Source organism: Microbacterium sp. KRD172 (assembly GCF_017168295.1).
Lineage (GTDB): Bacteria > Actinomycetota > Actinomycetes > Actinomycetales > Microbacteriaceae > Microbacterium > Microbacterium profundi.
In genome coordinates this window covers 243,743-261,204 of sequence record NZ_JABFAS010000002.1, presented here as the reverse complement: position 1 = coordinate 261,204, position 17,462 = coordinate 243,743, and the positions used below count along the sequence as shown (strand labels likewise).

Sequence of the window (17,462 nt, the reverse complement as noted above, 5' to 3'; positions counted from 1 at the left end):
GCAGTCTCACCGCGATGACACGGTCAGATATTCAGGATCCGTAGCCTTCTTCGCCGAGTTCGGAAAGGATGCGGTTGAGATCCTGAATTGATGCGAATTCAATCGCCACCTGGCCTTTTCTTGCCCCAAGACTGATCTTAACCCGGGTGTTGAGCCGGTCGCCGAGCTTTCCCGAGACCTCGTCGAGGTAGGCCCGGCGTGCGCCAGGCTGCGGCTTGGGACTCTTCGTCCCAGCGGAGGGCGAAGATTTGGCCACTTCCTCAGTCGCGCGGACGGAGAGATCTTCGTTGATCACCTTGTCTGCGAGCTTCTGCATCGCCTCGGGACTGTCGAGCGAGAGCAGGGCCCGCGCATGACCGGCCGAGAGAACGCCGGCGGCGACACGCTGCTGCACGGGAACAGGCAGCTTGAGAAGCCGGATCGTGTTGCTGATCTGCGGACGCGAACGGCCGATGCGCGTCGCGAGTTCTTCCTGAGTGATGCCGAAGTCCTCGAGCAGCTGCTGGTAAGCCGAAGCCTCTTCCAACGGGTTGAGCTCCGAGCGGTGCAGGTTCTCGAGCAGCGCGTCGCGCAGAAGGTTCTCGTCGGCGGTCTCTCTCACGATCGCCGGGATCGCATCGAGGCCGGCGTCGCGGGCAGCGCGCGTGCGGCGCTCCCCCATGATCAGTTCGTACTCGCCGTCGGTGTTCTTGCGCACGATCACCGGCTGCAGCACGCCGAACTCACGCACGCTGTGCACGAGCTCGGCGAGGTCGTCCTCGTCGAAGTGCGTGCGCGGCTGCCGCGGGTTCGGCACGATCAGCTTCGGGTCGATCTGAATCAAGTGGATGCCGGGCACCGCAGCAAGATCGGGGGCGTCTGCGGGCAGCTCGTCGGTCATTGTGATCGTCATGTCTGCGGCTGGTCGCAGAGATGCGCCGGGGAAGAACACGTCGACCGGACGCTCCGACTGATCCGCCGTGGGGATGAGTGCGCCGATTCCTCGGCCCAATCCGGTGCGCTTGGCCATCAGTTCTCCTTGCTCTGCGTCTTTTGCGACGCGATCTCTACAGCGGCCTCGCGATATGCGATCGCTCCGGCGGATGTTCCGTCGTACGCGATCACCGTCTGGCCGAAACTCGGCGCCTCCGACACTCGCACCGAACGCGGGATGACCGTGTGCAGTACCTGATCGGGGAAGTGCGTGCGCACCTCATCCGCCACCTGCTGCGCCAGTCGCGTGCGCCCGTCGTACATGGTGAGCAGGATCGTGGAGAGGTGCAGGTCCGGATTGAGGTGCTTCTGGATCATCTGGATGCTGCCGAGCAGCTGACTCAGACCCTCGAGTGCGTAGTACTCGCACTGGATCGGGATGAAGACCTCGGATGCCGCGGTGAATGCGTTGATCGTCAGTAGCCCCAGTGATGGAGGGCAGTCGATGATGACGAAGTCGACGGCGTTCTCGTCCAGGTATGCATTGAGGGCGTTGCGCAGTCTGTGCTCGCGGGCGACCTGGGAGACGAGCTCGATCTCTGCTCCTGCGAGATGGATCGTGCTGGGCGCGCAGAGGAGGTTCGGTGACTCCGGACTCTGCTGAACGATTTCTGCCAGAGGAACGTCATCGATCAGGACGTCGTAGACGCTCGGCGTCTCCGCGTTGTGCGGTACGCCGAGGGCTGTCGATGCGTTCCCCTGCGGATCGAGATCGATGACCAGAACCCTGGCGCCGAAGCTTGCCAGAGCGGATGCGATGTTGACCGCGGTCGTCGTCTTACCGACCCCGCCCTTCTGGTTCGAGACCGTGAGAACACGCGTGTTCCCGTCGAACTGGACTGATGTCGCCTCCAGCGCACGTCGGCGCGCGCTCAGATCAGCGATTTCGCGTGCCAGTGGAGTGTCTACCCCGAAAGTACTGTTCGGTGCTGCCTTTTCAGACTGTTTCACGTGAAACATCCACTCCTTTCGGGACCGTGTTCCACTCTAATCGCTGGGACGGACGTTGCGAACCGACGTGCACCTGTGGAGGCGAAACTGCCGGGGTGCGGGATGCCGACTCTCTCGCAAAGCGGGTACCCTCCCGCAAGCTGGGACCCCTCCCGATGCTCGTTCGCTCGGCATCTCGCACCCCTCACCCATACTTGAGTCAGGGTGCTCCCGCCCTGCGATGTTTCACATGACATCTGCGAATCAGAACGTGCACGAGACGGGCGGCAGTACAGTGACGACATGAGTGAGCAGGGGCGGGCTTCATCGCGTATCGACGCGGCTATCGTCTGGACAAGCGTGGGAGTCATCACCTCGTTCGCGACATTGGCACTCATGCTCGGCGTTGCCATGGTCAGCTTGGGGGCATCCGATCCCGACCCCACCGAGGGCGTATACGGCTACGGGTTGGGCGCGATAGGGCTGGGCGTCTGGGTCGGGCTCGTCATCGCCTCCGGCCGCATGCTCCGCAAGTCGACCTCAAGAGGTCTACACGCGATCCTCCCCACTCTGGTTAGTGCTGTGTGGTGCGGGTTTGCAGTCGCGGCGCTCAGTACCGCGTTGGATATCACGAACACACTCTTCTCTCTGGTGTCGTCATGGGTCGCGCCGATGTGGATGCTGTTGGTGATCTCGGTCACCACAGCCGGAACCATCCCCATCGCCTTCGCGCTCCTCATCACCAACGTGGTTCTGCGCGTGGTTCGTGCTCGCCGCACCGCAGCGCCGCGACTGACGCTCCATGTGGGGCAGCCCGATGTTTCACGTGAAACATAGCGTCCATTCCCCGAGCACTGACCTGAACTCCCCTGGTTACGATGGCGGCGGACGCGAAGCCGACGGAACGAGCATCGAGTCGACTGCGAAGCAGAGACGCTCCGGATTCTGTCAAGAGTCGCATCCAGAACACGACTGCACATCGGCACATCCCTGATGAATCCAGACGACCGAGTGTTTTACGTGAAACATCACTGGTCGCAGCTTCTGATCGCGTGGTTGAGCTCGCTCACTAGCGCCGGCGGGGTGTTCATGGATGCCGAAGGAGCAAGCAGCAATAGGCCGCGACACCGGCGTGGCTCCTCCTCTGTCGAGACAGCTTACGTCCAGTCCCGTCACCAGGTTGCAAAATCAGCTCGTTTTGGCCGTGATGTTTCACGTGAAACATGCGCACCCGAGTGAGTGGCAAAACTCGCTCCCGCTCCGTGCAGGACAGGGCGCAGGGATGCCGGGTGAACGAGCATCGGGAGGGGCCGCCGCTTGCGGGGAGAGTACCCGTTCTGCGAGAGAGTCGGGCATCCCTGCGCCCGAAAGTACGGACATCCCCGAACCGGTCAGAACCAGTCAGAACCAGTCAGCCCCGAACTGCCGCCCGAACCACCCGCGTCGTCTCATCAAGCACGCCTTCACCCAGAACTTCGACGCGCACGTCACTGAGCCGGTACTTCTTAATCTGCTTGGCAGCGGCGTCGATCTCAGCCGGCGCGTTCACGCCCTTGAGCAGCGCGAGTTCTCCCCCGTCGCGCAGTAACGGCGCCGTGAGGGGGATCAGTGTGCGCAGCGCACTGACGGCGCGTGCCGTGACGAAGTCGAATGTTCCAATCGCGCGTACTTCTTCAGCGCGTGCCCGCAGCACTTCCACGTTGTCCAGACCGAGCTCTTCAACTTGCTCGTTGAGCCAGGTGACACGCCGCTCCATCGGCTCCACCAGCGTCCACCTCACGTCCGGCCGCGCGATCGCGAGGACAATGCCCGGAAGGCCAGCACCGGAACCGATGTCTACAGCCATCCCGTGGAAGATCGGCGCAGCGATAGCGCTGTTGAGAACGTGGCGGGTCCACAGACGAGGAAGCTCAAGAGGTCCGATCAGACCACGTTCTTCGCCCTGCGCTGAGAGAGCGCTCGTGAATCGACGAGCGAGCTCGATCCGTTCGCCGAACAGTGTCGCGGCAGCATCCGGCTCCGCCTCGAGCGAAGTCATCCCGCTCCCCCACGATGTTTCACGTGAAACATCAGCGACGACGGATCACCGTGTGGCGATCCGCGCCGTCGCCGTATGACTCCGAAACCAACTCGCGGTCAGCGACGATGTCATGCACCAGCTTGCGCTCGTAGCTGGACATCGAAGGAAGCGACGCCTGCGATGCACCCTCGTCGAGCTTCACGACCGCAGCATCCACCAGCTTCTCGAGCTGCCGGCGACGTGCATCACGCGATCCACCGACATCGAGGATCAGGCGCGAGAAGGAACCAGTCTTGCTCTGCACCGCGAGGCGGGTGATCTCCTGCAGAGCCTGCACAGTGTCAGGGTCTGCGAGCACGGAGATCTCCTCTCCCTCAGCGTCGACCGAGACATAGGCCCGTCCCTGACGAACGTCGAGGTTCAGATCTCCATCGATGTCTGCGATGTCGAGAAGCTCCTCAAGGAAGTCCGCAGCCACATCGCCCTCATGCTCGAGCTGCTCGACAGTCGGCTCAGAACGATCAACGGCTCGCTCGACGACGTTCTCACCGGTCATGCGTTGGGGCCCTTCTTCTTGGCTCGCTTCTTACCCACGGGCTGCTGGCGCTTCGGAGTGTTCTGCTTCGCCTTCTCGGCCTCATCCAGCATCCGCTTCTGCTCCGCCTCGTAGACCGACATGGGCACGACCTTGCCAGAGGAATCGATCGCCTTGCCTTTGCGAGCGAGACGCTCTTCGCGGGCCTTGGCTGCTTCGGAGCCAGGAGTCGGCATCTCGCGGATGACGAGGAACTGCTGCGCCATGGTCCACAGGTTCGAGATGAACCAGTACACGACCACACCGAGCGGGAAGAAGACACCGGAGAAGATGAAGCCCAGCGGCAGCACATAGAGCATGATCTTCTGCATCTGGTACGCCTGGCCGGTCTTGGCCTCAGGCGAAAGGTTCTTCGAGATGATCTGCAGCTGGGTGAAGAACTGCGATCCGATCATCAGTACGACGAGGATGACCAGCAGCACGATGGCGATCGTGTTCTGGGTCTCCACCGCCTGGCCGAGTGTCCCGTGCAGCGATACCGACCCGAAGATCGTGGCGTCATAGAACTGCTTCGTCAACTCGGGGCTGAGCAGCCCGACACCGCCGAGGTTGTTCTGTGCGTGCTTGGTGACGTCGTTGAGCACGCTGAACAGCGCGAAGAAGATCGGCATCTGGACGATCAACGGAAGGCAGCTCGACATCGGTGATGTGCCATGCCTCTTGTACAGAGCCATCGTCTCGCGGCTCATCGCCTCACGCGAGAGCTGATCCTTCTTGCCCTTGTACTTCTCCTGGACCTTCTTCATCTCAGGAGCGATTTCCATCATCTTGCGCTGGCTCTTGATTTGCCGCACGAACAGGGGAAATACTGCGCCACGAACAACAATGACCAGGCCGACGATAGAGAGGATCCACGTGATACCGGATGCCTCCGGAAGTCCCATGGTGGTGAACAGCCAGTGCCAGGCGACCAGGATGAGCTCAACAGCCCACTTCAACGGCCAGAGGATGGTTCCGAGCAGGTCGAAGCCACCCCCGCCGGAATCGGGAGCAGGTGTCGCAGAGGCGAGCAGAAGGTCAAGACCCACTGATCAGTCCTTTCGGGAAGGTACGACGAAACCTCGAGCGGTCAAGTCGTATCGGAAATGGTCGTGAGGACGAACGTCGTCGACGCCGCCTTTGGTCCAGGGGTTGCAGCGCAGGATCCGCCATGCCGAGAGCACCGCTCCCTTCACCGCACCGTGCTGCTGCACCGCACCTACAGCGTAGGCCGAGCAGGACGGGTAGTACGCGCAGACGTCTCCGTAGAGAGGCGAGATCACGGCGCGGTAGCCGGCCAGAAACCCGAGGACGAGATTCCGCGGCACGAGCGGGATGCTTCGCAAGACGTCGTCGCCATGCAGATGCGCCGAGCCGATGGCGTAGGAGGGAAGTGCACTCATACCGACGCTCGTTCGCGACTCAGACGCGCCAGGCACCGGGTCACATCGGCATCGAGCTCAGCGAAACTGGCGGTCGCGGATGCAGGAAGGGCACGGATGACGACATCCGTGCCCTCGGGAACGTCTGCGATCACCCGTGCGCACACGGCTTTGAGCCGTCGACGCACGGTGTTGCGGATCACAGCGGTGCCCACCTGCTTGCTGATGATGAACCCGAACCTGGGTTCACGTGCCTCACCGGTCACCAGCATGGAAGTGACGACACGGGCGCCCCCGCACCGAACACCGCGACGGACGACCGATCTGTAGTCGGTGCCTCGCGTCAGTCGGAACGGACGGGCGAGCACGAGGCTTACGCCGAGAGCTCGGTGCGGCCCTTCGCGCGGCGAGCAGAGAGGATGCCACGGCCGGCGCGCGTGCGCATACGGGCGCGGAAACCGTGCTTCTTGGCGCGGCGGCGGTTGTTGGGCTGGAACGTACGCTTGGTCATGGGATCACTCCGGGAACGCTGTCACCGGATGTGTACGACCGGAGACATAGGGAACTGCCCGATTTCGGACATAAGTCAACCGATTAAGGGTACTTCTTACCGGCGCAGAGGGCAAATCTCCACGCCACGACCGGTTCGAGCATCAAGACTCCGCACGGCAATTATCCACAACCTCGACACTCGCGGGCTCCGCAACACACCCGAAGTTTTCCACAGGCAGGTTGCCGTTCACAGCGCGGATGACTACCGTGGCATCCGAAGTTATCCACAGGGGGGAACAGCCGATCAGGCCTACCCTCCGCGAGCCCTTGCCCGGAGCAACATGTCCTCTCCTGCCCAGCCCGACGTTCCGATCTGGGCGCAGGTGGCGGATCTCCTCGACCACGACGACCGCGTCACACCCCAATTGCAGGGGTTCCTCAGTCTCGTGGTTCCAGCCGGGGTCATGGGTGCGACCCTCTACCTCGACGTGCCGAACGACCTCACTGCGGCGCAGATCAACAAGCGCCTTCGCATGCCGATCATGGAGGCACTGACTCACCTGGGTGACGAGGTCACCGCATTCCGCGTGGTCGTGAACCATGAGCTCGCCGAGCAGCCCACTGCGCCGATCGTCGTCGCAGACTTCAGTCGGTCCGACATGCCACGCAGCGAATCGCCCATGGAACAGCCAACGCCGATGCGCCATGAATCCAGGCTGAACCCGAAGTACACGTTCGACAATTTCGTGATCGGACAGTCCAACCGTTTCTCGCACGCGGCCGCGGTCGCCGTCGCCGAGGCGCCGGCGAAGGCGTACAACCCACTGTTCATATACGGCGACTCCGGCCTCGGCAAGACTCACCTACTCCACGCGATCGGCGACTACGCGCAGTCCCTCTACACGGGGGTCAAGGTCCGATACGTCTCCAGCGAGGAATTCACGAACGACTTCATCAACTCGATCGCCAACAACCGCGGCTCCGCATTCCAGGCCCGGTACCGTGACGTCGACATCCTCCTCATCGACGACATCCAGTTCCTTCAGGGTCGCGCCGAGACGCAGGAGGCCTTCTTCCACACCTTCAACACGCTGCACGACCACAACAAGCAGGTCGTGATCACCAGTGATGTCGCACCGAAGCACCTCACCGGTTTCGAAGATCGGATGCGCAGCCGCTTCGAGTGGGGCCTGATCACGGATGTCCAGGCGCCCGACCTCGAGACGCGCATCGCGATCCTCCGCAAGAAGGCGCAGAGCGAGGCCCTGCACATCCCCGATGAGGTGCTCGAGTACATCGCGACCGTGGTGTCGTCGAACATCCGCGAACTGGAAGGCGCGCTCATCCGCGTCTCTGCCTTCGCGAGCCTGAATCGGTCGTCGCTCGACATCTCCCTCGCCCAGACCGTGCTCCGCGACATCGTCGACACGGCGGAGGACAACATCATCTCGCCGACCGACATCATCACGGCGACCGCGCAGTACTTCAAGCTCACGGTCGACGACCTGTACGGATCGAGTCGTTCGCAGCAGATCGCGACCTCTCGCCAGATCGCGATGTATCTCTGCCGCGAGCGTACGAACCTGTCGTTGCCGAAGATCGGGCAGCTGTTCGGCAATCGCGACCACACGACCGTGATGTACGCATACAAGAAGATCAGCGAGCTGATGAAGGAACGTCGCTCGATCTACAACCAGGTCACCGAGATCACCACGCAGCTCGGCCGACGCTGACAAACATCCTGTCGGAGAGTTGACAGGGCCGCGACGCATCAGATAAATGCCGGTTTACACATGTGGATAACTTGTGGATGAATACGTGTCGAGTTCGGGACGAATGTGTGTCGATCGCGACATCCTGTGGATAACTCCGAATCACATCGATGTCACCCACACCCTGTTTTAGTGCGGATTCCTCACTGATTCCACATCTCACACGCATGTAGTTCCTTACTCGCGATTGATATCCACCGAGTTATCCACAGTTTCCACAGCGGTTAACACCATTAAGGAGTTAACCCTCTGAGAGCCGGATCCGATCACCTCAAGAACGGGAGAAGTCGTCGTATGGCGCATCGCTGCTGTGGGGATACGATGGGAACCCCTGACGGGGGTCCACCCGTCTCAGTTCTTGTGATTACGACGAGGGAGCGCCCGTGAGGTTCCAGGTCAACCGCGATGTCTTCAGCGAAGCTGTCTCATTCGTCGTCAAACTGCTGCCCCAACGCAACCCGCAGCCGATCCTCGCCGGTGTCCTGATCGAAGCAGGCGAGCAGGGGCTCACACTCTCGGCATTCGACTACGAGGCATCCGCCCGCACGACGATCGAGGCGACGGTAGACACACCTGGCACGATTCTCGTTCACGGCCGACTGCTCTCCGACATCGCCAGCCGACTGCCGAACGCACCGATCGAGATCGCCGTCGAGGAGGACGGCGGCATCACGGTCACCTGCGGATCGGCACGGTTCACCCTGGCTGCCATGCCGGTTGAGGAATATCCCTCGATTCCCGAGGTCTCCGGATCTTCCGGCGTGGTCCCTGCAGACGACTTCGGCACCGCGATCGCCCAGGTGGGCTTCGCAGCGTCGCGCGATGACGTGACTCCCGTGCTCACCGGTGTGCAGCTCGAAGTGTCGGGTCACAATCTCATCCTCGTGGCCACCGACCGCTACCGGGTCTCCCTTCGTGATGTGCCCTGGGACGGCGATGCTCCCGAGCAGACTGCGCTGGTCCCCGCCCGCACGCTGACCGAGGTCGGCAAGACATTCGGGCACGCCGGCACGATCCAGGTCTCGTTCTCGGGGGAGGGCGATCGTGAGATCATCGCGTTCACCGCGGGCAACAAGACCGTCACCTCCCTCCTGATCAAGGGCAATTTCCCGCCGGTTCGTCGGCTGTTCCCCGAGCAGACCGAGCACTACGCGGTCGTCAACACCGCCGACCTGATCGAGGCAGTCCGACGCGTCGCGCTGGTGCTCGATCGCGCTGCTCCGCTGCGTTTCACCTTCACATCCGACAGCGTGACGATGGATGCTTCGGGCAGTGAGCAGGCGCGCGCATCCGAGTCGGTGGATGCCCATCTCTCCGGCGGCGACGACGTGATTCTCGGATTGAACCCGCAGTACCTGACCGAAGCGCTCAGTGCGGTCAAGAGCGAGTTCGTACGCGTGACGTTCACCTCGAGTGACAACGCGAACAAACTCAGCCCGGTGCTGATCACCAGCCAGACCTCGGTCGACCAGGTGGGCAGCGACTCGTTCAAGTACCTTCTCCAGCCCAACCTTCTTCTCCGCTGACCTCTGTCGCCGGCCCGGCGTCTTGTCCGTGGCAAAAGGTAGGGTGAACCCGTGATTGTGGAGCATCTGAGCCTGGTGGATTTCCGCAATTATGCGACCGCTGAACTCGCCCTGCTCCCTGGGCCCAACGTTCTGGTCGGCCGAAACGGTCAGGGCAAGACGAATCTCGCGGAAGCCGTGGTCTTCCTCGCGACGCTGGGTTCGCATCGGGTATCGTCGGATGCGCCGATGGTCAGAGACGGTCAGGAATATGCCGTGATCCGTGCGCGTCTCTCGGTCGGCGAGCGAAAAGTGCTCGCCGAGGTGCAGATCAACAGGCAGGGTTCGAACAAGGCGCGCATCAACGGTTCGCCCTCGAAGACGCATGAGCTTCCGCGCTACGCGCACGTCGTGCTGTTCGCCCCGGAAGATCTGCAGATCGTGCGCGGTGATCCGTCGTCCCGACGACGTTTCGCCGATCAGCTGCTCATTCAGCGCACTCCGCGGATGGCCGGCGTCCTCGGAGACTACGACCGTGTGCTCAAGCAGCGCACCGCGCTGCTGAAGTCGGCCCGTGCCCGCGGCATCCGCGGCGAAGCCCTCGCGACTCTCGACGTCTGGAACGACAAGCTCGTCGCGCTCGGATCCGAGATCATCGATCAGCGGCTGCGCCTCGCGACCGATCTGCAACAGCCGCTGGCCGACGCATACACGGCGATCGCCGGTGCGGATCACTCCCCGCAGATCGAGTGGGCGCTGTCGGTGCGAGGCGGTGACCCGGAAGAGGGCGAGGTGGGCTCGTCGGATTCACGCGGCGAGATCGCCGAGATGTTCCGTGCGGCCCTGGAGGCGAAACGCACGCAGGAACTCGACCGCGGACTGACTCTCGTCGGTCCGCATCGCGACGATCTGCTGCTGAGGGTGCGCTCGCTCCCGGTCAAGGGGTATGCCTCGCACGGAGAATCCTGGTCGGTCGCACTCGCGCTGCGCCTGGCATCCGCCGAACTGCTGCGCGCGGAATCGCCCGCCGGCGACCCGGTGCTGATCCTCGACGACGTGTTCGCCGAGCTCGACGCGGATCGGCGACAGCGGCTCGCCGGTCTCACGGTCGGCTACGAGCAGGTGGTGGTGACCGCCGCGGTCGAGGAGGATATTCCAGAGGCGCTGCATCGTCATGTCGTTCGCATCGACGCCGGAACGATCACAGACGACCGCGCCGGTTCTGACGAAACCGCTCCCGAGAGCACTCCCGAGAGCACTAACGAGAGCAGCACAGACAACGGCCCAGACAACGGCGAGGAGGACGACGGTGAGTGACGCGGCATCCGACGTCCCCGAGACGGTCGCGACCTACCTGCGCCTGCGCGGCCTGAAGCCGAGCTCGAAATCCTGGAAGCGCAAGCGTCGCATCCGTGACGACGATGACAACGCCCCGTTCACACCTGGGCGCGACCCCGGTGTCCTCGGCGCCGTGCTCGACAAACTCAGCCGGGAGTCCGGCTGGGAGATCACGCTGGCTCGCGAAGACCTGGTCAGGCAGTGGGCGGATCTCGCCGGTTCGGACACCGCGAAGCATTCCGAACCGGTGTCGTTGGAGAACGGGATGCTGACGGTCAAATGCGACTCGACGGCCTGGGCGAAGAACCTCCAGTTCATGCGGGCGACCATCCTCACCGAGATCGGCAGACGCTACCCGCAGGCGGGTGTGAACAACCTTCGATTTATCGGGCCCGACGTCCCCTCTTGGAAATGGGGCCCGAGAGCCGTCCCAGGGCGTGGTCCACGCGATACCTACGGGTAGGGCACCAAGCGAGGCATCCCGATCGATTTCAGGGCCACACACGGCCGTATAGCCACATCATCTCCTCCCGAACAGGCTAGACTGGGGATTCGAGATATCGATGTGGAGAATCACCTCTGATGACGCCTGAAACCCCTGCTGACGAGCCTGAATCGACAACCGGGGGCACCCCCGAAACTGAGCGAACCATCAGCCCGAAGCAGAAGCAGCAGGGTGAGTACGGCGCAAACGAGATTCAGGTCCTCGAAGGTCTCGAGGCCGTTCGCAAACGCCCCGGTATGTACATCGGCTCCACCGGGCCCCGAGGACTTCACCACCTGGTTCAGGAGATCGTCGACAACTCGGTCGATGAGGCGATGGCCGGACATGCCGACACGATCCTCGTCACGCTCCTGGCCGACGGCGGAGTCCGGGTCGTCGACAACGGCCGAGGCATCCCCGTCGACCCGCACTCCTCAGACCCGAGCAAGTCGAGTGTCGAGGTCGTGCTGACGATCCTGCACGCCGGTGGCAAGTTCGGCGGTGGCGGGTATGCGGTCTCGGGCGGTCTGCACGGTGTCGGCTCGTCGGTCGTGAATGCGCTCTCCACGCGTTTCGACATCACGATCAAGCGTCAGGGCCACATCTGGAACCACAGTTTCAGTCACGGCGGTGTTCCGCAGGAGCAGGGACTCATCCAGGGCGCTCAGACCGAAGAGACCGGTACGGACATCACGTTCTGGCCGGACCCCGAGATCTTCACCGAAGGCGTCGAGTTCGATTACGAAACTCTGCGCACGCGGTTCCAGCAGATGGCCTTCCTGAACAAGGGCCTGAGCATCGAACTGCGCGACGAACGCGAGGGCGCGACCTACGAGGTGGAAGAAGAGGGCACCACTGTCACCAAGCAGCGGGCCGACCTCTTCCTCTATGAGCGGGGCCTTGTCGACTACGTCGAATACCTGAACAAGGTGCGTCACGCCGAGGTCGTCAACGACGAGATCATCGACTTCGAGTCGGAAGACCTCGAGCGCAAGATCTCGCTCGAGGTCGCGATGCAGTGGACGACGGGCTACAGCGAGAACGTCTTCACCTACGCGAACACCATCAACACGCATGAGGGCGGTACGCACGAAGAGGGCTTCCGTGCGGCACTGACGACACTCGTCAACAAGTACGCCCGCGCGAACAACCTGCTCAAGGAGAAGGACGACAACCTCTCCGGTGACGACGTGCGCGAGGGCCTGACAGCCGTCATCTCGATCAAGCTCGGCGAGCCGCAGTTCGAGGGACAGACCAAGACAAAGCTCGGCAACACCGAGGCGAAGGCGTTCGTGCAGAAGGTCGTCGGCGATCAGCTCGGTGACTGGTTCGACCGCAACCCCGCGCAGGCGAAGAACGTCATCCGCAAGGCGATCGATGCCGCCACCGCTCGCATGGCCGCCCGCAAGGCGCGCGAGACCGCGCGCCGCAAGAGCGTCTTCGAGTCGGCGGCGATGCCGGACAAGCTGAAGGACTGCACCAGCAAGGATCCGTCGATCAGTGAGATCTTCCTCGTCGAAGGTGACTCCGCAGGCGGATCGGCCGTGCAGGGGCGCGACCCGCACACGCAGGCGATCCTCGCTCTTCGCGGCAAGATCCTCAACGTCGAGCGTGCGCGCCTCGACAAGGCGCTGGGAAACCGCGAGGTCCAGGCGATGATCCAGGCCTTCGGCACCGGCATCGGCGAGGACTTCGACATCGAAAAGGCGCGCTATCACAAGATCGTGCTGATGGCGGATGCCGACGTCGACGGCCAGCACATCACCACGCTGCTGCTGACGCTGCTGTTCCGCTACATGCGCGGACTCATCGAGGCCGGATTCGTCTACCTCGCGATGCCGCCGCTGTACCGCCTCAAATGGTCGAACCAGCCGCACGAATACGTGTACTCGGATGCCGAGCGCGACGCCCTGCTCAAGCACGGGGTGGAGAACGGCAAGCGCATCCCGAAGGACAACGGCGTGCAGCGCTACAAGGGTCTCGGCGAAATGAACGCCAAGGAACTGTGGGAGACCACGATGGATCACACCACCAGGACCCTCCGCCAGGTGACCATCGAAGACGCCGCATCCGCGGATGAGATCTTCAGTGTGCTGATGGGCGAGGACGTCGAATCCCGACGCAGCTTCATCCAGCGCAATGCGAAGGATGTCCGCTTCCTGGACATCTGACCCGCAGGAACTCTGAGCGAGGACCGGATGCTTCGACAAGCTCGGCAAACGAAAGAAACACATGACTGACGAAGACCGCCCCGACGCGACACCCTTCCACGAGCACGGCAAGATCGACCAGGTCGATCTGAAGTTCGAGATGGAGCGCAGTTATCTCGACTACGCCATGGCCGTCATCGTCGGTCGTGCGCTGCCGGATGTGCGCGACGGCCTCAAGCCCGTGCACCGTCGTGTGATCTACGGCATGTACGACGGCGGTTACCGTCCTGACAAGGCGTTCTCGAAGTGCGCTCGCGTGGTCGGCGAGGTCATGGGTCAGTACCACCCGCACGGTGACACCGCGATCTACGACACCCTCGTGCGTCTCGTGCAGCCGTGGGCGCTGCGCTACCCGCTCGCGCTCGGCCAGGGCAACTTCGGCTCCCCCGGCAACATGGGCGCCGCCGCTCCTCGGTACACCGAGACGAAGATGGCGCCACTCGCGCTCGAGATGGTGCGCGACATCGAAGAGGAGACCGTCGACTTCTCCCCGAACTACGACGGTCAAACCCAGGAGCCCGACGTTCTGCCGGCCCGGTTCCCGAACCTGCTGGTCAACGGGTCGGTCGGCATCGCGGTCGGTATGGCCACCAACATCCCCCCGCACAACCTGCGTGAGGTGTCGGCCGCTGCGCTCTGGGCGCTGGACAACCCCGACCTGCCTCGTGAGGAGCTCCTCGAGGGACTCATCCAGCGCATCCCCGGTCCTGACTTCCCGACCGGCGCGCAGATCCTCGGATCCAAAGGCATCCACGAGGCGTACCGCACCGGACGCGGCTCGATCACGATGCGCGCGGTCGTCAACGTCGAGGAGATCCAGGGCCGCACATGCCTCGTGATCACCGAACTGCCGTACCAGGTGAACCCCGACAACCTCGCGGTGAAGATCGGCGACCTCGCCCGTGACGGCAAGATCACCGGCATCGCCGACATCCGCGACGAGACCAGCGACCGCACCGGTCAGCGCCTCGTCGTCGTGCTCAAGCGGGATGCCGTCGCCAAGGTCGTGCTGAACAACCTGTACAAGCACACCCAGCTGCAGGACAACTTCGGCGCGAACATGCTGGCGATCGTCGACGGCGTGCCGCGCACGCTCGCGCTCGACGGGTTCATCACGAACTGGATCGCACACCAGATCGACGTCATCGTCAGGCGCACGACCTTCCGTCTGCGCAAGGCGGAGGAGCGCATGCACATCCTGCGCGCATACCTCAAGGCGCTCGACGCGCTCGACGAGGTCATCGCGTTGATCCGCCGCTCCCCCACGGTCGACGAAGCCCGCGAAGGGCTCAAGTCGCTTCTTGACATCGACGACGACCAGGCCGATGCCATCCTCACCATGCAGCTGCGTCGCCTCGCGGCTCTGGAGCGGCAGAAGATCCTTGATGAGGCCACCGAGCTCGAGCTCAAGATCGCGGACTTCAAGGCGATCCTCGCCGATGAGGCCCGCCAGCGCACGATCATCCGCGACGAGCTGACCGGCATCGTCGAGCGCTTCGGTGACGACCGCCGCACGCACATCCTGCAGGGATTCGACGGCGACGTCTCGATGGAAGACCTCATCGCCGAAGAGGAGATGGTCGTCACCGTCACGCGTGAGGGCTACATCAAGCGCACCCGCAGCGACAACTACCGCTCGCAGCACCGCGGCGGCAGGGGCGTCAAGGGCGCGCAGCTGCGCGCGGACGACATCGTCGAGCACTTCTTCGTCACGACGACGCACCATTGGCTGCTGTTCTTCACCGACAAGGGTCGCGTCTACCGCACGAAGACGTACGAGGTGCCTGAGGCGGGCCGCGATGCGAAGGGGCAGCACGTCGCGAACCTCCTCGCCCTGCAGCCGGACGAGAACATCGCGCAGGTGCTCGACATCCGCGACTACGACGTGGCGGAGTATCTGGTGCTCGCGACCCGCGACGGCCTGGTCAAGAAGACCCGCCTGACCGAGTACGACACCAACCGTCAGGGCGGGGTCATCGCGATCCGCCTCCGCGAAGAGGACGAGCTGGTCAGCGCCCTGCTCGTCGACAACACCGATGACATCCTGCTCATCTCCCGTCATGGCATGTCGTTGCGCTTCAACGCCACGGATGAGGCGCTGCGCCCGATGGGTCGCGCCACCGCCGGAGTGAAGGGAATGAGCTTCCGCGGCGAGGACAATCTGCTCTCGGCATCCGTCGCCGACGAGAACGCGTTCGTGTTCGTCGTCACCGACGGGGGCTACGCGAAGCGCACCGCGGTCGACGCGTATCGCGTTCAGGGACGCGGCGGAATCGGCATCAAGGTCGCCAAACTCAACGACGACCGGGGCACTCTCGCGGGTGGTCTGATCGTGTCCGAGGACGACGAGGTCTTGGTGGTTCTGTCCAGCGGCAAGGTGGTACGCTCTGCCGTGGCCGAGGTGCCCGCCAAGGGCCGAGACACCATGGGAGTGGTGTTCGCCCGTACTTCTGAGAAGGACCGGATCCTCGCCATCGCACGTAATGGGGAACGCCGCATCGTCGAAGAACTGGACGAGGCTGACCCCGACACTGAGACCCCTGAGGAAAGCAACGACGTATGAGCACAGTAGCCGACAAGCTGGCGAAGAAATCGACGCGTAAGACCGGCGGCAAGCAGGTCCGCCTGCGTTTGGTCTACGTCGATTTCTGGTCGGCTGTGAAGCTGTCGTTCCTTGCCGCCGTCGCGCTCGCGATCGTGACCATGGTCTCGTTCTTCCTGATCTTCCTCGTGCTGCAGGCGACCGGCATCATGTCGCAGACAGACGAGTTCGTCGGCAACATCACCGACGGATCGGTCTCGCTCGCCTCACTCATGGGACTGCCCCAGGTGATGGCGTTCGCCGCGGTCGTCTCGATCCTGAACCTGATCGTGGTCACCGTGCTGGGCGCCGTCGGCGCCGGCATCTACAACCTGGCCGTGAAGGTCACCGGTGGGCTGCTCGTCGGCTTCACCTCGAACTGACTCTCGACGCGCTCGACGGTCGAGTGAAGGGCGGATGCTGCGGCATCCGCCCTTTCGTCGTCATACGACGCCGGCGGTGCCGAGCAATGTGCCGATCAGCCAGGTGGCGGCCAGTGCGAGCGCCCCGCCCGCCACGAGGCGTATCGACGGCCGAAGCGGTGGTGATCCTCCGATTCGCGCGGCGACCGCGCCCGTCACAGCGAGCGCGATCAGGACTGCGACGAACGTGACGGGCACGCGCCACTCGGGCGGGGGCAAAAGGATGGCAAGCAGCGGCAACAGGGCGCCGAGCGTGAACGCGATCGCAGACGACAGGGCCGCGTGCCAGGGATTGACCAGGTCTTCCTGATCGATGCCGAGTTCTACCTCGAGGTGCGCAGTCAGTGCATCATGCGCGGTGAGCTCCTCTGCGACCCTCAGCGCCGTCTCATCGCTCAGCCCTCGGTCACGGTAGAGACCCGCGAGCTCGGCGAGCTCGGCATCCGGCATCGTCCGAAGTTCTTCACGTTCCTTCGTGATGAGCGCCCGCTCGCTGTCGCGCTGACTGCTCACCGACACGTACTCGCCGAGGGCCATCGAGATCGCGCCGCCGACGAGACCGGCAAGGCCTGCGGTCAGCAGCGCCGCGTTGTCGGTGGTCGCGCCGGCCACGCCGACGACGAGGGACGCGACGGACACGATCCCGTCGTTGGCGCCTAGCACTCCGGCGCGCAGCCAGTTCAACCTTTGTCCGAGTCCGGCGACGTGCGGTTCTCCCTCATGTGCGGTCATGGCTCCAGTGAAGCAGATCAGATCGTCGTAGTAGGGGAAACCCGAACG

At 63.4% G+C, this 17,462-nt stretch carries 17 protein-coding genes; 8 read left to right on the top strand and 9 right to left on the bottom strand.

Annotated features, from left to right (window positions below):
• Nucleotides 1–31: 31 nt before the first annotated feature.
• Together J1M43_RS01425 and J1M43_RS01420 are read right to left on the bottom strand one after the other, a co-directional pair.
• Nucleotides 32–1,009: a ParB/RepB/Spo0J family partition protein gene (locus J1M43_RS01425; protein ID WP_206475497.1), complete on the bottom strand. Its 978-nt coding sequence runs from the start codon at nucleotides 1,007–1,009 to the stop codon at nucleotides 32–34.
• Nucleotides 1,009–1,932: a ParA family protein gene (locus tag J1M43_RS01420; RefSeq protein ID WP_033105599.1), complete on the bottom strand. Its 924-nt coding sequence runs from the start codon at nucleotides 1,930–1,932 to the stop codon at nucleotides 1,009–1,011. Before J1M43_RS01420 ends, J1M43_RS01425 begins: the two co-directional genes overlap by 1 nt.
• Nucleotides 1,933–2,205: 273 nt before the next feature.
• Between J1M43_RS01420 and J1M43_RS01415 the strand changes: the two genes are divergently transcribed.
• On the top strand, nucleotides 2,206–2,739 hold the full coding sequence (locus J1M43_RS01415; RefSeq protein WP_033105598.1) for a hypothetical protein: 534 nt from the start codon (nucleotides 2,206–2,208) through the stop codon (nucleotides 2,737–2,739).
• 574 nt (nucleotides 2,740–3,313) lie between these two features.
• Here J1M43_RS01415 and rsmG read toward each other — a convergent pair.
• From rsmG to rpmH, 6 genes are read right to left on the bottom strand one after another with little or no spacing between them, the layout of a single operon-like run.
• Nucleotides 3,314–3,940 (bottom strand): 16S rRNA (guanine(527)-N(7))-methyltransferase RsmG, encoded by a 627-nt coding sequence (rsmG, locus tag J1M43_RS01410; RefSeq protein ID WP_206475496.1) that lies wholly within the window; start codon nucleotides 3,938–3,940, stop codon nucleotides 3,314–3,316.
• A gap of 31 nt (nucleotides 3,941–3,971) precedes the next feature.
• A complete protein-coding gene (locus J1M43_RS01405; RefSeq protein ID WP_033105596.1) occupies nucleotides 3,972–4,478 on the bottom strand; it encodes a R3H domain-containing nucleic acid-binding protein in 507 nt (168 codons plus the stop codon).
• Complete coding sequence (gene yidC, locus J1M43_RS01400; RefSeq protein ID WP_033105595.1) at nucleotides 4,475–5,545, bottom strand: membrane protein insertase YidC; 1,071 nt, start codon at nucleotides 5,543–5,545, stop codon at nucleotides 4,475–4,477. The genes J1M43_RS01405 and yidC overlap by 4 nt, the downstream gene beginning before the upstream one ends.
• A 3-nt stretch (nucleotides 5,546–5,548) precedes the next feature.
• Nucleotides 5,549–5,899, bottom strand: a complete 351-nt coding sequence (gene yidD, locus J1M43_RS01395) for a membrane protein insertion efficiency factor YidD (RefSeq protein WP_033105594.1) — start codon at nucleotides 5,897–5,899, stop codon at nucleotides 5,549–5,551.
• On the bottom strand, nucleotides 5,896–6,246 hold the full coding sequence (gene rnpA / locus J1M43_RS01390) for a ribonuclease P protein component (RefSeq protein WP_084595662.1): 351 nt from the start codon (nucleotides 6,244–6,246) through the stop codon (nucleotides 5,896–5,898). Before rnpA ends, yidD begins: the two co-directional genes overlap by 4 nt.
• A gap of 5 nt (nucleotides 6,247–6,251) precedes the next feature.
• Nucleotides 6,252–6,389: a 50S ribosomal protein L34 gene (gene rpmH, locus J1M43_RS01385; protein ID WP_033105593.1), complete on the bottom strand. Its 138-nt coding sequence runs from the start codon at nucleotides 6,387–6,389 to the stop codon at nucleotides 6,252–6,254.
• Between rpmH and dnaA the strand changes: the two genes are divergently transcribed.
• From dnaA to J1M43_RS01350, 7 genes are all read left to right on the top strand, one after another.
• Nucleotides 6,388–8,103 carry a chromosomal replication initiator protein DnaA gene (dnaA, locus tag J1M43_RS01380; RefSeq protein ID WP_372460273.1) on the top strand — a complete coding sequence of 572 codons (1,716 nt, stop codon included), beginning with the start codon at nucleotides 6,388–6,390 and terminating at the stop codon, nucleotides 8,101–8,103. The two genes, rpmH and dnaA, sit on opposite strands and share 2 nt — an antisense overlap.
• A 422-nt stretch (nucleotides 8,104–8,525) precedes the next feature.
• Complete coding sequence (gene dnaN / locus J1M43_RS01375; protein WP_206475495.1) at nucleotides 8,526–9,668, top strand: DNA polymerase III subunit beta; 1,143 nt, start codon at nucleotides 8,526–8,528, stop codon at nucleotides 9,666–9,668.
• 51 nt (nucleotides 9,669–9,719) lie between these two features.
• The gene (gene recF / locus J1M43_RS01370; RefSeq protein WP_206475494.1) at nucleotides 9,720–10,964 is read left to right on the top strand and encodes a DNA replication/repair protein RecF; all 1,245 of its coding nucleotides are present in this window, start codon (nucleotides 9,720–9,722) and stop codon (nucleotides 10,962–10,964) included.
• Nucleotides 10,957–11,448: a DUF721 domain-containing protein gene (locus J1M43_RS01365; RefSeq protein ID WP_033105590.1), complete on the top strand. Its 492-nt coding sequence runs from the start codon at nucleotides 10,957–10,959 to the stop codon at nucleotides 11,446–11,448. The genes recF and J1M43_RS01365 overlap by 8 nt, the downstream gene beginning before the upstream one ends.
• Nucleotides 11,449–11,567: 119 nt before the next feature.
• Entirely contained in the window at nucleotides 11,568–13,640 is a 2,073-nt protein-coding gene (gene gyrB / locus J1M43_RS01360) for a DNA topoisomerase (ATP-hydrolyzing) subunit B (RefSeq protein WP_033105589.1), read from the top strand.
• Nucleotides 13,641–13,701: 61 nt separating this feature from the next.
• Nucleotides 13,702–16,242 carry a DNA gyrase subunit A gene (gene gyrA / locus J1M43_RS01355; protein ID WP_206475493.1) on the top strand — a complete coding sequence of 847 codons (2,541 nt, stop codon included), beginning with the start codon at nucleotides 13,702–13,704 and terminating at the stop codon, nucleotides 16,240–16,242.
• Entirely contained in the window at nucleotides 16,239–16,643 is a 405-nt protein-coding gene (locus J1M43_RS01350; protein WP_033105587.1) for a DUF3566 domain-containing protein, read from the top strand. The genes gyrA and J1M43_RS01350 overlap by 4 nt, the downstream gene beginning before the upstream one ends.
• A 60-nt stretch (nucleotides 16,644–16,703) precedes the next feature.
• On the opposite strand, the gene J1M43_RS01345 is transcribed toward J1M43_RS01350, so the two are convergent.
• Nucleotides 16,704–17,414 carry a VIT family protein gene (locus tag J1M43_RS01345; RefSeq protein ID WP_206475492.1) on the bottom strand — a complete coding sequence of 237 codons (711 nt, stop codon included), beginning with the start codon at nucleotides 17,412–17,414 and terminating at the stop codon, nucleotides 16,704–16,706.
• Between the last annotated feature and the right edge of the window lie 48 nt (nucleotides 17,415–17,462).

Bases quoted from the DNA above. Each gene is read 5' to 3' on its own strand.
- J1M43_RS01425 (WP_206475497.1), bottom strand. From the start codon at position 1,009: ATGGCCAAGCGCACCGGATTGGGCCGAGGAATCGGCGCACTCATCCCC.
- gyrA (WP_206475493.1), top strand. From the start codon at position 13,702: ATGACTGACGAAGACCGCCCCGACGCGACACCCTTCCACGAGCACGGC.
- J1M43_RS01405 (WP_033105596.1), bottom strand. From the start codon at position 4,478: ATGACCGGTGAGAACGTCGTCGAGCGAGCCGTTGATCGTTCTGAGCCG.
- yidD (WP_033105594.1), bottom strand. From the start codon at position 5,899: ATGAGTGCACTTCCCTCCTACGCCATCGGCTCGGCGCATCTGCATGGC.
- dnaA (WP_372460273.1), top strand. From the start codon at position 6,388: ATGGGATCACTCCGGGAACGCTGTCACCGGATGTGTACGACCGGAGAC.
- J1M43_RS01345 (WP_206475492.1), bottom strand. From the start codon at position 17,414: ATGACCGCACATGAGGGAGAACCGCACGTCGCCGGACTCGGACAAAGG.
- J1M43_RS01420 (WP_033105599.1), bottom strand. From the start codon at position 1,932: ATGTTTCACGTGAAACAGTCTGAAAAGGCAGCACCGAACAGTACTTTC.
- gyrB (WP_033105589.1), top strand. From the start codon at position 11,568: ATGACGCCTGAAACCCCTGCTGACGAGCCTGAATCGACAACCGGGGGC.
- rsmG (WP_206475496.1), bottom strand. From the start codon at position 3,940: ATGACTTCGCTCGAGGCGGAGCCGGATGCTGCCGCGACACTGTTCGGC.
- J1M43_RS01350 (WP_033105587.1), top strand. From the start codon at position 16,239: ATGAGCACAGTAGCCGACAAGCTGGCGAAGAAATCGACGCGTAAGACC.
- J1M43_RS01415 (WP_033105598.1), top strand. From the start codon at position 2,206: ATGAGTGAGCAGGGGCGGGCTTCATCGCGTATCGACGCGGCTATCGTC.
- rpmH (WP_033105593.1), bottom strand. From the start codon at position 6,389: ATGACCAAGCGTACGTTCCAGCCCAACAACCGCCGCCGCGCCAAGAAG.